The organism is Polaribacter sp. Hel_I_88 (assembly GCF_000687935.1).
Classification (GTDB): Bacteria; Bacteroidota; Bacteroidia; order Flavobacteriales; family Flavobacteriaceae; genus Polaribacter.
Genome location: NZ_JHZZ01000001.1, coordinates 1613443 through 1627218 on the forward strand (window position 1 = coordinate 1613443; position 13776 = coordinate 1627218).

Genomic DNA, 13776 nt, shown 5'->3' on the forward strand with positions numbered 1-13776 from the left:
TTTCTATAAAGATATTTGTCAAGAAGTATACCAAAAATAACATTTCTCTAACAAAATGAATTATATTGTAACGTTAAATTATAGGATATGTTTTTTTCTGATAAAATTGTGTGGATTACTGGTGCTTCTTCTGGAATAGGAAAAGCATTGGCTTTAGAATTATCAAACCAAAATGCAAGATTAATTTTATCTTCCAGAAAAATGGAGGATTTAGTGTTGGTGAAAAATGCATGTAAAAGCCCTGATAAGGTAAAAATTATCACTTTAGATTTAGAAGATTATCCAAATCTAAAATCAAAAGCAAATGAAGCTATTGCTGCTTTTGGCAAGGTAGATTTTTTGATAAATAATGGTGGAATTAGTCAACGGTCTTTAGTAAAAGACACCACTATTTTGGTTGATAAAAGAATCATGGATATTAATTATTTAGGAACTGTAGCTTTAACAAAAGCTATTTTGCCTCATTTTATCAAAAATAAAAGCGGGCAATTTGTAGTAACCACAAGTATTGTTGGTAAAATTGGCACACCTTTACGTTCTAGTTATGCAGCAAGTAAACACGCTTTACATGGTTTTTTTGATAGTTTACGAGCAGAAATTCATCAAGAAAATATTGCAGTAACCTTGGTTTGTCCTGGTTTTATAAATACCAATATTTCTAAAAATGCTTTAACAGGAAATGGAACTCCACAGCAAAAAATGGATACTGCTACAGCAAACGGAATTCAGCCAGAACGTTTTGCAAAATTAATGCTAAAAGCCATTGAACAAAGAAAAGAAGAGGTTTATATTTCTGGTGCAAAAGAGAAATTAGGAGTGTATGTAAAACGCTTTTTCCCAAAAATATTTTCGAAAATGATCAAGAAAATGAGTGTTACTTAACATTAAAAAAGCCACGAATTTTGGCAAAAAATATTATTTAATTCTTAAAATAATCCAATTCTTCAAAATAAGTAACAATGGCTTCTTTCATTAGTACAGTTTGTTCACCAGGTTTTAGGTTTGGTAATTCTGTAAGTGTTTTGTAATGTGGCCAACCATCATCATCAAAATAATCGAACTCATAATACCCATAAGGTTCTAACAACTTGCAGATTGCAATGTGCATTAGGTTCATTTTTTCGTCCTTTTTAAATTCTCTATAACCTTGTCCCAATTCTTGCACACCAATTAAATAGATAATTCCATCCACATTTAATTCATCACCTTCAGAGAAATCATTCGTTAATTTTTCAACTAAAAAACTCCATTTTTCTTTTAAGTCGCTTACTTTGGTCATAAAATATATTTAATTTGTAAAGATACAATGCCCATTTTTAATTTGTAAAAAAAGGGTGTAGATTTACAGAAATTATTTTAAAAATGAATATTATTGACATCATTCTTATTGTAATATTAATTTTTGCAGCTGTAAGAGGTTTTATGATAGGGCTTTTTTCTTCAGTAGCATCTTTAGTAGCCATAGTTGCAGGTGTTTTTTGCGCTATTCACTATTCGCATTATGTAGAAGCAGAATTCCAAGATTCTGTTTTGGAGTGGTCCAGTAATACCTATAAAATAGCCTCTTTTGCAATTACTTTTTTAGTAGTAATCCTTAGCATTATTTTTCTTGGAAAACTGTTAACTAAATTGGCAGATATAAGCTCTTTAGGATTGTTAAATAAGATTTTAGGTGGAATTTTTGGAGCGTTAAAATGGTCTTTGCTGTTAAGTGTTCTTTTTCTTTTATTTGATAAATTTAATAAGACAATACCTTTTGTAGAAAAAGAAACCTTAGAAGAATCTATATTATTTACTCCTGTAAAATCGATTGTACCTACTTTGTTTCCTGCAATTTTAGATAATAAAAACCCTTCTTTAAAATTTAAATAGGGTTACATTTCTACTGTATCTAACCAACTAAAATAGTTGTTATAAACATTCTCCTTTTCTAACTCTACGTATTCTAAAAATGCTTTTGCAACAGGCGATAATGCTTTCTTTTTTAGATAAATTAATTTCCAAACCGATTTTAAAGGTAAACCTTTAGCAGGTATTATTTTTAATTCATTTTGATGTAATTCGTTTTTAATACTTAATAATGATACAATTGATACACCAATATCGGCTATAATTGCTTGTTTTATAGCTTCGTTTGACGTGAGCTCGAGTTTAATTTTTGGTGCAATTTTTTCTTGTTTAAAAAACTGTTGCATTGTATGTCTTGTTCCAGAACCATCTTCTCTATAAATTAAAGGAATGGTTTTAAAGATGGATTTATCTGTACCTTTTTGACTAATAATTTTGTTTTCTTTTGATGCCACCAAAACCAATTTATTTTCCATTATTGGCAACTCTATTAAATCTAAATGATCTGGACTTACAGTTACCATAGAAAAATCTACTAAATTTTGCTCCAAATCTTTAATTACGGTTGTTTTGTTAGATACATCTAAAACCAATTCTACTTTAGGGTGTTTTTTTAAAAATCCGTTTAAAAAATAAGGAACCACATAATTACCAGTAGAAACAACTGATATTTTTAATTTACCCGACAGCAACCCTTTAAAAGCTTCAGTTTTATACTGTATGGTTTTAGTTTTATTTAAAATTTCTTGAGCAATGGTAAAAATTTCTTTCCCAAAATCGGTTACATAAAATTGTCTTCCAATAACTTCGGATAAAGGAATATCAAACTGATCTTGAAAATTTTTTAGTTGAATTGATGCAGCTGGTTGAGTCATATTTAATTCATTAGCAGCTTTTGTAATGCTCTTGTTTTCTACAATCGTTGTAAAAACTTTAAGTTGATGTAAAGTAAAATTCATAAATCTATTTTATGTATAACATAACAAATTTAAATAAAAATATATGAATGAATGGTTTTAGTTTTGTACCACCAAAACAATATTAAAGTAATGAATGTAGATATTTTAATTAGCAATTTAACAAATCCTGTTTTGTTATTTTTTGTATTAGGAATTATAGCATCTTTAGTAAAAAGCGATTTAAAAATTCCAGCATCGTCATCAAAATTTATCTCACTATATTTATTATTTGCCATTGGTTTTAAAGGTGGTCAAGAGCTATCTCATAGCGAATTTAATGCAGAAATTCTATATTCAATTTTATTTGCGATTGGTTTGTCTGTAATTGTACCTTTATATACTTTTTATCTTTTAAAAAGAAAAATTGGTGTTCCAAACGCTGGCGCAATTGCTGCAGCTTATGGTTCTGTAAGTGCAGTAACTTTTGTAACAGCAGTTTCTTTTTTAGAAAATCAAGGAATTACTTTTGGTGGACATATGGTGGCAATTATGGCAATTATGGAGTCTCCAGCCATTATAGTTGGTGTTATTTTAATTATGATAAATGACAGCACTAAAAAAGAGAAAAAATCCATAGGAAGTATTTTGAAACATTCTTTTACAAGTGGTAGCGTTTTAATGTTAGTAGGTAGTTTGGTAATTGGTTTAATTGCAGATGCTAGCCAAGCTAGAGGAATTGAGCCTTTTACAACCGATATTTTTAAAGGATTTTTATCGCTTTTTTTACTAGAAATGGGCATGGTTACTGCAAATAGAATTAAAGGGTTTAAAAAATATGGAATGTTCTTATTTTTCTTCGGAATTATGGTGCCACTTTTTAATGGAATAGTTGTAGCCTATATAAGTGGATTTATTACTGAAAGTGCAGGAAATAGATTGTTGTTTGCAATTTTAGCTGCTGGTGCTTCTTATATTGCTGTTCCTGCAACAATGAAACTTGCAGAGCCAAGAGCTGATGCTGGTATTTATATTCCTATGGCTTTAGGGATTACTTTCCCTTTTAATATTACTATTGGAATGCCAATTTATTATGCTGTTATTAACCTATTTTAAGAATAAATAAACTTAATAAAAAACCCATCAAAATATTACACTTTGATGGGTTTATATTTTTTTAATAAATTTTATTTTTTCTCTAAATCTAGCGTAAAAATATCATCTAAATGTGCAGTACTATCCATAGATACTTTTAAATCTTTAATGATACCATCATTTAAACCATATACCCATCCATGTATTTCTAAACCAGTTTCATTTTTCCATGATTGTTGCACAATTGATGTTTTTGCCAAATCGTAGACCTGTGCTTTTACGTTTAATTCAACCAACCTGTCAAAACGTTTTTTATCAGAATCTAATTTATTTAATTCTGTAATATTTTCTTTGTAAACTTCTTTTATGTTTCTAATCCATTTATTTATCAACCCTAAAGATTTGTTTTGCATAGCAGCTTCCACGCCTCCACAACCATAATGTCCACAAACAATTATATGTTTTACTTTTAAATGATTTACGGCATAATCTAATACGCTTAGCATATTCATATCTGTATGCACAACCATATTTGCAATATTTCTGTGTACAAAAATTTCACCAGGAAGTGTGCCTGTTATTTGGTTTGCTGGTACTCTACTATCTGCACAACCAATCCATAAAACAGGTGGTTTTTGTCCTTTAGATAATTCTTCAAAATATGTTGGATCTTTATCAATTTTATTTTTAACCCAATTTTTATTGTTTTCTAATAATTGATGATAATAAGTATTTTTCATTTTATATATATTAATTGGTTGTACTTCTATATTTTTATCAAGAAAATAAATAGTTATTATTTTCTCTTTTGAGTTGGTTTTAAATTTAATTTAAAAAACTCAATAAAACTATCTGGATTTTCTTCAATACCTCTTTCAGAAATAATTTTTATATCTATGTTTCTCTCTCTTGCTTTAATTGTAAAATCATCTAAGATCTCTATAATATCATGATCTAAATAGGTTGTTTTTCTTACATCTAATTCTAAATAAGTGTTTTTAGGCAAACTGTCTAATTCATTTAAAATAGATCCTTTGTTAAAGAAGGTAACCTCTTCAGCAAGCGTCATTTTAATTTGATTTCTATCATTACTTTTATCTTCAATATGTAAAAAGTGTGAGTTTTGAAAACTTTTAATTAAAATAACTACAATACCAACACCTAAACCTAAACCAATACCTACTAGTAAATCTGTAAAAACGATACCTACAATAGTAACAATAAATGGTACAAATTGTTTCCAACCAAGGTTGTACATTTTTTTAAATAAAGAAGGTTTTGCTAATTTATAACCAACAACTAATAAAATTGCAGCAAGTACAGATAATGGAATTTTATTAAGTAAAGTCGGAATTAATATTACAGAAATTAATAATAAGAAACCATGTATTATTGTTGATAATTTTGTTCTAGCACCAGATTGCACATTTGCAGAACTCCTAACAATTACCTGTGTAATTGGCAAACCTCCTATTAAACCAGAAATAATGTTTCCTGTTCCTTGAGCTAGCAATTCTCTATTTGTTGGTGTAACGTTTTTGTTTGGATCTAGTTTGTCACAAGCTTCAACACTTAATAAGGTTTCTAAACTAGCAACTAAAGCAATTGTAAATGCAACTATCCAAACTTCTGGATTTGTTATTGCCCCAAAATTAGGAAAACTAAACTGATTTAAAAAAGAGTTGATATCATCAGGAATAGGAACATTTACCAAATGTGATTCTGATATTTTTAATGATTCATTAGAACCTGTTAGCATATAAAAAACAATACCTAAAACAACAGCAACTAATGGCCCTTGAATTATTGTAAAGAATTTTGCTTTTTTTGATAAAACCTTGTCCCAAAATAGAATCACTGCCAATCCTATAAGACCAATAACTAGAGATCCTAAGATTAGATTATCAAATATATTTAAAATTGCAGAAAAGGTGTTTTCTCCAGAAGTTTCTATAAAACTATCTGCACCTTCTGGCTCTGCATCATATCCAAAAAAGTGAGGTATTTGTTTCAATATAATAATAATACCAATACCTGTTAACATTCCTTTAATTACTGACGAAGGAAAATAATATCCTATAACTCCCGCTTTTAAAATTCCTAAAACTATTTGAATAATTCCTCCTAAAACTACGGCTAATAAAAAATTTTGATATCCTCCTAAAGTACCTATTGCTGTTAAAACTATTGCAGCTAAACCTGCAGCTGGACCACTAACTCCAAGTTTCGACCCACTAAGACCACCCACAACAATTCCCCCAATAATACCTGCAATTACGCCAGAAAATAAAGGCGCTCCACTGGCTAATGCAATACCTAAACACAAGGGTAATGCTACAAAAAATACTACAATACTTGCAGGTAAATCCTTTTTGATATACTTAAACATATATAAAATATTTAACTCTAAATAATGTATTTAGAGTATTTTAAATTTAAAATGATAATTGATTTCTTACTTTATAAACTATTTGTTATAGTAAGTATTTTGGAGGTGGAGTAGTAATTTTAGGGTATTCAGAAATGTAGTTTTTAGATTGGAAACTAATATTTTTCATTTTCTGAATTTTATTTAAAACCAAATAAGAGTTTTCATTTTCTGAAGCTATTTTTACTTTGATCTCTTTTATAGAATTGTTTCCTTCCTCTTCTTCATTCATATTAACAAGAAGAGAAAGATTTATGCTATCATCAACCACACTAATTACAGTAGGAGCGATTAGTAGAATTGAAAATATTAATGAAAAAAAAAGGGCTATTTTAACTTTCAAATAAATTATGTATTTATTTTTGAAAGATATAAAAATTTTAATAGAATGGTAATTATTCGTTTAATAATTTTATTTCTGAAGCAATTATCCAGCCGATTTTACCATCAGCAAGTTTAATTTTATTCCAATTATCAATAGTATCTAAAACAATTACTTTTGTACCTTCATGTAGTGTAAAAACCTCATCTGAGTTAAAAGTTGGTGCGTTTCTAACTTCAGTTGTTTCTGCAAATACAATAGCTTCTTTATTTTTTTTATAGAATGTATATTGATTGTAAGTGATAAAAAATGAAAATATCAATAGTATAAAACTAATAAGACTTGTTGCAAAATAAAACCTTTTCTTGGAAGGCGAATTAGAAAAATAGAATAATAAAAAGAGTAAACTACCTAAAAAAGAAAATACAATAACTACAATTGCCCATTGATTATAGGAGAGCTTTTGCAACCAATTTTCATTAAACTTTTGAAAAACAGTTTTTGGTAATTCTTCAATATTATCTAAAGCCAAACGTTTTGCAAAAACTAAATTGTTTTGAACATCTTCATTTAAAGGATTTATTTTTAAAGCTTTTTCGTAATAATATATAGATGGACCAACTTTGTTTAGTTTGTAATAAGCATTCCCAAGATTATAATATAATTCAGACGAAACCATACCTTGGTCTTCTATTTTTTTATACAAGTCTATAGCTTCTTCAAGTTTGTCATTTTTGTATAAATCATTGGCAGTAGAAAACAAGTTTTCAGCATTTTGAGCAACTACAGAGTTGGCAATTATCAACAATAAAAAAAGGATTTTTTTCATTTTATAACTGTTTATCTAATTCAACGATTACTTGTTTTGCTCTCTCAAATTCCTGTTTCATTTCAGTGTCTGTAACAGGTGTGTAGCGTGCAAAATCAGATGCTTTTAATACGTCTATAAATTGTTTAATAGTAGTTTCATTTACTTTTCTTTGTTCAAGAATTTTTGCAATATTTTCTTTACTTATGTCTGCAATTTCTACAATTAATTTTGCTTTTAAATAATTGTGTAAAGCACGCTCTAAAGCTTCGTAAAAAGCTTCTTTTTTACCTAGTTGTTTTTGTGCTTCCGATAAATATTTTTTAGCTAATCTTTCTGCTTTTCTTAATTTAAGACCAACAAGATCACTATTACGTTTTTCGTTGTTTTTAGCAATGATAATTCCTATAGGAATAATTGCTAAAGGCAGCAATAATAAAAGGTAGAATAAGTAAGATTTGTAAAAATCGTTATTTTCTTTGGGTGTAAAAGTGCTTTGGGTTTGTATATATCTAAAATTGTTGCCAGAGGTAACCACATTTTTCTTTGTAGCAGAATTGCCATTATTTGTAATTAATTCTTTACCCTCAGTAACATTTACGTACAAATCATCAGTATTAATAGTATTGTACTCTTTTGTATTTGGATTAAAATATGAGAAAGATACATTTGGTATTTTATATTTGCCTTTGTATTGAGGAACAACAGTGTAAGAATCTGTTACAGAACCACTCAAACCATCAGTTGTAATTCTTACGTCTTCTTTTCTTTCTGGTTGATATTTTTCTAATTCAGCAGGTGTTTCTACAGAAGGTAATTCAAATAATTTTAAGTTTCCTTTTCCTGAAACTGCTACTTTAATTTGAGATGATTCATTTGCTTTTAAAATATCTTTACTTAGAGAAACATCAAAATTAAATTCACCAACAGCACCTGTAAAGTTTTCTGGTTTGCCTTCAAAAGGAAGACTTTCTGGACTAATAACTTTTTTGGGTGATGAAAACTCTTTTCTTATATTTTTGGTGATTACGTTTCCAAAAAAGTCTGCTCTTCCTGTGGGTACACCAATGGTAATATCCATTTTCATTGGGTCTAACGTAAGTCTTCCTGTTTTTGTAGGAATTAGCAACGCTTTTTGAAGTACTATATATCTATAATTTTCTCCATTATATTTCCCCATTTTAACAGGGAAGCCATTTATTTTAATTTCTTGATTCCAAAAACCATTGTATTGTGGAGCTTCAGTTACAGAAGTATCATAAACACTTATATTTTCACTTACATACAATCTATATTCCACATAAATACCTTCGCCAACATATGGTTTAGATTTAGAAATTTCTGCTACTAAATGAATATTTTGTTCGGCTATATAATTTGGATCATTTGGATTTTCTGGAACCTCAATAGCATCTGAAACAATAACTTTTATCATTTTAGAATTTAACGTATTTCCATTAATTTTAATACTTGCAGCATCAATAATTAATTCGCCTTTTCTGGTAGGTTGTAATATATATGTATAAGATTGAGAAAAACTAACTTTTCCGTTAATCCAAGATTGACTAACAGATTGGCTTGGGCCTTGAATAACCTTAAAATCACTAAATTTTGGAGGTGTAAAATCGTCTGCACCTTGTTTATTTATAGAAAATTCTATTCGTAAACGCTGGTTTAAGCCCAGTTTATTTTTACTAACACTTACCTCTAATTCCGCTTGTTGAGCAAAAGTAGCAAATGAAAGCAAGCTAAGTATACAAACAAAAAATCCTTTTCTAAATTCCATAAGTGGAAAGAAAGTAATATTTAAAACTGACTTTTTTAAATAATCTTTTAAATTCATAATAATCTTTCTTATTTCCTAAAGGAAAGAAATATTTGATTTATTTTTTATAGAGAAAGAGTGGGGCTTCCTTCCCTTTGGGAAGGATTGAGGATGGGCTTCTACCAATCTTTTTCCTGTTTTACTTTTTTACCCTTTGCCTTTTGGGCATTCATTTTCTTTTGTGTCTTTTTTTCTTCGTTATTTAAGCTTTCTAACAACTGCTTAATTTGTTCAGGAGACATTTTTCCTTGTTGTTGCTTAGGTTTTTGATCCTTATCATCTTTTTTAGGATCGTCTTTTTGATCTTTATTTTTATCCTGCTCGTCTTTTCCGTCTTTATCTTTGTCGTCTTTTCCTTCATTCTCTTTATCCTTTTCATCATCTCCTTCTTTCTTGTCTTTATTATCCTTGTCTTTATCGTCTTTGTCTTTATTATCCTTGTCTTTGTTATCCTTATTATCCTTGTTGTCTTTATTATCTTGATTTTCTTTGTCAAGCATTTTTTGAGCAACTGCTAAATTATAACGAGTTTCATCATCATTAGGATTGTTTCTTAAAGAGTTTTTGTAAGCATCTACAGCACCTTGATAGTTTTTTGTTTCCATCATTGCATTTCCAAGATTATGATACGCTTCTGCTTTTGTAAACTTATCTTCTGCTGTTTTTGCTGATAATTCAAATTGAGGAACAGCCTCTTTAAAGTTTTTATTTTGATACATAGCGTTTCCTAAATTATAACTTGCTTTGTCATAATTAGAATTATTGCCTAACGCTTTTTTATATGCTACAGAAGCATCTGTAAATTGATTTTGACTGTACAATTTATTGCCTTCTCTAACCATTTTTCTTGCCTTACGTTGTAAAGCAATTGAATCTTTTTGTGCACTAATTTCATTTGATGAAAAGATCATTAAGAACACAATAAGTATGTTTAAGTATGTTTTCATGTTTGTTATTTTTTCGTTTTTTCTTCGTTAAATAAATCTACTTTTTTCAACCATTTTGTTTTTTTATCAAACAAGAAAATATCAAAAAGTAAAAATAAAATACCTATTCCTAAAAACCATTGAAATTGGTCTTTATAATCTGAAAATTGTTTCGTTTCAAATTCGTTTTTTTCTGCGTTTGCAATTATGTCTGCCATTATTTTTACAGGATTTTCAGTAATATTACCATCCATATAATTTCCTTTAGCAACATCGGCAATTTCTTGTAAAACCTCTGGCATTCTTTTAGTAATTACAGTTTCTCCTTGGTTGTCTTTTTTATAACCAATCATTTCATTATTTAAACGCATTGGAATTGGTCCACCTCTTTCTGTACCAACACCAATGGTAAATATCTTTACTCCATCATTATTCAAATTCTGTGCCACTTGTTTTGTTTCTTCTTGATGATCTTCACCATCAGAAATAATAATTAAAAATCTATTGGTTTGATCATCATTATTATAATAGGTTTTGGCAAGTTCTAAAGCTTCGTTAATGGCTGTTCCTTGGCTAGAAACCATATCTGGATTTGCGTTTTGCAAAAACATATTGGCAGCTGCATGATCTGTAGTTATTGGCAAAAGTGGATACGCATTACCAGCGTAAATTATAATTCCAATTCTATCTGAACCTAATTGATCTATAATTTTAGAGATAATTTGTTTGGCTTTTTCTAGTCTGTTAGGAGCAATATCTTCTGCCAACATACTTTTAGAAACATCTAAAGCAAATACAATGTCTACACCTTCTCTTTTTACGGTTTGTAATTTTGATCCCATTTTAGGGTTTACCAAAGAAATTACTAAAAATGCAATTCCTAACAATAACATCAATAGTTTTAAACTTGATTTAAAGGTAGATGAATTTGGCGCTAATTTTTTTAATAATTCTGGATTAGAAAATTTACGTTGTGTTCTTTTTTTCCACCAAAAAACCAATAGAAAAACAACAATCATTATTGGAATGATTGCTAATAAGTAAAAATAAATTGGTTCTTCTAGTCTATACATTGTTTTAATGTGTAATTGTTTAATCGTGTAATTGTTGTTTGCGTAATCTAAATTTGTTTTTAATTGTGAATTGGATTTACAGTTACACAATTGAACACTTCAACAATTACACAGATTTCAATTGTGTAATTGATGTTTAACTGTTCAATTGTGATTTTCTTAAAGCGTTTAACATATTTGATATTTTATAAATTCTTTTTCTTAAATCAGTATAAACTTCATCATTTATAAATTTAAGTTTATTGCATAAAATAATATGATTTAAAACTTCCATTGTTGAGCTAAATGCTATTGTTGAAAAATGTGCTTTGTCTTTATCCGTAATTCGTGATGTGCCTTCTGCAATATTTGCAGAAATTGAATTTGATGCTCTTTTTAACTGACTTGTAATTCCAAACTTTTCATCTGAAGGAAAATTTCTTGTAATTCTATAAATTTCAACAGAAAGGTCAATTGCTTCTTGCCAAACCTTTAATTTCTCAAATGAAAATATGTACATCTTTTTTACAATTACACAGTTAAACGATTACACATAAATACATCAATTTAAATAAAACTCTTAAACAACGTATTTCTCAACAAGAATTCCAATAGTAAAAAACCAAGTGCTAAAAAGACTAAATCTCGATACATTTCTTGATAATTATAATATTTAAATTCTTCTATTTTTGTTTTTTCTAGCTTGTCAATTTCATCATAAATTTCTTTTAAAGTTTCGTTATCTGTTGCTCTAAAATACTTTCCATTGGTTTCTTTTGCAATGTCTTTTAGCAAGGCTTCATCAATTTCTACTTGTTGTTTTCTAAAATTTAAAAGTCCAGTTCTTGGATCTTTACTCCAAGGAAAATCTGCCATTCCATTTGTACCAATTCCAATTGTGTACACTTTAATTCCCAGTTCTTTTGCCAATTCTGTTGCAGTTCTTGGATCTATATTTCCAGAATTATTTACACCATCTGTTAACAAAATAATTACTTTACTTTTTGCTTTACTTTCTTTTAACCTATTTACACCAGATCCCAAACCCATACCAATGGCTGTACCTCCATCTAATTGACCCCATTGTAAACTAGAAATGGTACGTTTTACAATTCCTTTATCACTGGTAATAGGTGTTTGCGTAAAACTTTCTCCTGCATAAACCACAATTCCTATTCTGTCATTTGGTCTTCTATCCACAAAATCTACAGCAACTTTTTTTAAGGCTTCTAATCTATTTGGCTTTAAATCTCTCGCCAACATACTAGCAGAAACATCAATTGCCATTACAATATCTATTCCTTTATTCGATTTTGTTTTTTTACTTACAGATACATTTCTTGGTCTTGCCAAAGCTACAATGATTGCAGCCAAAGCCAATAATCTCAACAAACCTAAAATTGGTTTTAATTTTGATAAAATAGACGATTTTGTGTTAAAACCTTTAATGCTTGGCACTGTTAAAACAGCAGCATCTCTTTTACGGACAAAGAAAAACCAAACCGCTAATAAAGGAATTAATATCAGCAACCATAAAAACTCGGGATTTAGAAATTCGAAATTACTCCAGTTTTTCATCTTTGCTAATTGGTTTTGGTTTCAAATTATGAACTACTTCTTCAGCGTCTTTTCTATCTTCCTCTATTTCTGGAGCTAATGGTTTCGATTTTGCGAACTTCACTAAATCTGCTTCTTGTAATAAAGCTTTTAATTTTTTAATAGTTTCTTTAGTGGTATTGATCGTATTTGCATCATGGAAATCATTTAGTGTCTCAATAATTTCATCTGTTGTTTTTTCTAAAGCAGGTACTTTTAATTCACGCTCAATATAAGCACGAATTATTTCTGTCAACTCAATATAGTACTCTTTAACTTTATTATTTTGCCATAATAACTTTTCATCTAATTCGCCCAATTTATGCATTGCTTCTTCATAAGGAGGTAATGCAACATAAGTAGGTTCATCTTCTTCAAGTTTTCTTTTTCTGATAACAAACCAATAAATCCAGAAACCAATAATTAATAAAGCTGCTATTAATAAATAGATGTACATTTTAAAATCATCAAAAGTATAAGGTTCTTTTTTGATAGATTTAATTGGGAATTTTTTAATTTTTGTAGTGTCAATAGCAACTGTAGCAACGTTTATCAACAAAGAGTCTGTAAGATATGCTTGATTTTTTACAAAGACTTGCTGTTGAGGAATGTAAAATGCGCCACTATCAAAACCTGTTAACACATACTTTTGAATTAGCATATTGTTTAAAGTATCTACTCTAGCTGAATCTATAACTTCTAAACCTTGCAATTCCAATTTAGGTAGAATAACATTATCAGTTTCATTGACAGAAATTCTATAGGTAAATTGCTCTCCAATTCTAATTTTAGAAGTTTCAACTTGCGATTTTACCATCGAATTTTGAGCAAAAGAAGCAAAACCACAAAAAAGAAAAAGAAAAAAGCCTATCTCTCTAACTCTCTTTCCAAAAGAAAGAGAGCACTTGGCTTGTGCGTATTTTTCACTTGACTGAAAACCTTTAAATGTATTTCTTTTTTTCAACTTTTAATTATCTGTT

At 28.8% G+C, this 13776-nt stretch carries 15 protein-coding genes; 3 read left to right on the forward strand and 12 right to left on the reverse strand.

What is annotated here, in order from left to right:
* The first annotated feature begins 87 nt into the window (after nt 1-87).
* A complete protein-coding gene (locus P161_RS0107270; RefSeq protein WP_026776356.1) occupies nt 88-882 on the forward strand; it encodes an SDR family oxidoreductase in 795 nt (264 codons plus the stop codon).
* Nucleotides 883-919: 37 nt separating this feature from the next.
* Here P161_RS0107270 and P161_RS0107275 read toward each other — a convergent pair whose 3' ends face one another.
* Entirely contained in the window at nt 920-1279 is a 360-nt protein-coding gene (locus P161_RS0107275; RefSeq protein ID WP_026776357.1) for a hypothetical protein, read from the reverse strand.
* Nucleotides 1280-1362: 83 nt separating this feature from the next.
* Here P161_RS0107275 and P161_RS0107280 point away from each other — a divergent pair, with 83 nt between their 5' ends.
* The gene (locus tag P161_RS0107280; protein ID WP_026776358.1) at nt 1363-1872 is read left to right on the forward strand and encodes a CvpA family protein; all 510 of its coding nucleotides are present in this window, start codon (nt 1363-1365) and stop codon (nt 1870-1872) included.
* 2 nt (nt 1873-1874) lie between these two features.
* On the opposite strand, the gene P161_RS0107285 is transcribed toward P161_RS0107280, so the two are convergent.
* Nucleotides 1875-2807 (reverse strand): LysR family transcriptional regulator, encoded by a 933-nt coding sequence (locus tag P161_RS0107285; protein ID WP_026776359.1) that lies wholly within the window; start codon nt 2805-2807, stop codon nt 1875-1877.
* A 90-nt stretch (nt 2808-2897) separates the two neighbouring features.
* Between P161_RS0107285 and P161_RS0107290 the strand changes: the two genes are divergently transcribed.
* Nucleotides 2898-3860: a sodium-dependent bicarbonate transport family permease gene (locus tag P161_RS0107290; RefSeq protein WP_026776360.1), complete on the forward strand. Its 963-nt coding sequence runs from the start codon at nt 2898-2900 to the stop codon at nt 3858-3860.
* 71 nt (nt 3861-3931) lie between these two features.
* On the opposite strand, the gene can is transcribed toward P161_RS0107290, so the two are convergent.
* The 10 genes from can to P161_RS0107340 all read right to left on the reverse strand — a co-directional run bounded on the left by can (nt 3932) and on the right by P161_RS0107340 (nt 13760).
* Nucleotides 3932-4579: a carbonate dehydratase gene (can, locus tag P161_RS0107295; protein ID WP_026776361.1), complete on the reverse strand. Its 648-nt coding sequence runs from the start codon at nt 4577-4579 to the stop codon at nt 3932-3934.
* A 56-nt stretch (nt 4580-4635) separates the two neighbouring features.
* Nucleotides 4636-6228, reverse strand: coding sequence for a SulP family inorganic anion transporter (locus P161_RS0107300; protein WP_026776362.1), 1593 nt, complete (start codon nt 6226-6228; stop codon nt 4636-4638).
* Nucleotides 6229-6313: 85 nt separating this feature from the next.
* Complete coding sequence (locus P161_RS19490; RefSeq protein WP_036841318.1) at nt 6314-6610, reverse strand: hypothetical protein; 297 nt, start codon at nt 6608-6610, stop codon at nt 6314-6316.
* A 52-nt stretch (nt 6611-6662) separates the two neighbouring features.
* Nucleotides 6663-7418 carry a tetratricopeptide repeat protein gene (locus tag P161_RS0107310; RefSeq protein ID WP_026776364.1) on the reverse strand — a complete coding sequence of 252 codons (756 nt, stop codon included), beginning with the start codon at nt 7416-7418 and terminating at the stop codon, nt 6663-6665.
* Between the two features lies 1 nt (nt 7419).
* Nucleotides 7420-9240, reverse strand: a complete 1821-nt coding sequence (locus tag P161_RS0107315; RefSeq protein ID WP_231494715.1) for a BatD family protein — start codon at nt 9238-9240, stop codon at nt 7420-7422.
* Between the two features lie 101 nt (nt 9241-9341).
* Complete coding sequence (locus P161_RS0107320; protein WP_026776366.1) at nt 9342-10169, reverse strand: tetratricopeptide repeat protein; 828 nt, start codon at nt 10167-10169, stop codon at nt 9342-9344.
* A 5-nt stretch (nt 10170-10174) separates the two neighbouring features.
* A complete protein-coding gene (locus P161_RS0107325) occupies nt 10175-11221 on the reverse strand; it encodes a VWA domain-containing protein (RefSeq protein WP_026776367.1) in 1047 nt (348 codons plus the stop codon).
* Nucleotides 11222-11357: 136 nt separating this feature from the next.
* Nucleotides 11358-11720, reverse strand: a complete 363-nt coding sequence (locus tag P161_RS0107330; RefSeq protein ID WP_026776368.1) for a four helix bundle protein — start codon at nt 11718-11720, stop codon at nt 11358-11360.
* Nucleotides 11721-11767: 47 nt separating this feature from the next.
* Entirely contained in the window at nt 11768-12778 is a 1011-nt protein-coding gene (locus P161_RS0107335; RefSeq protein WP_026776369.1) for a VWA domain-containing protein, read from the reverse strand.
* Complete coding sequence (locus P161_RS0107340) at nt 12762-13760, reverse strand: BatD family protein (RefSeq protein WP_231494716.1); 999 nt, start codon at nt 13758-13760, stop codon at nt 12762-12764. Before P161_RS0107340 ends, P161_RS0107335 begins: the two co-directional genes overlap by 17 nt.
* Nucleotides 13761-13776 lie beyond the last annotated feature (16 nt).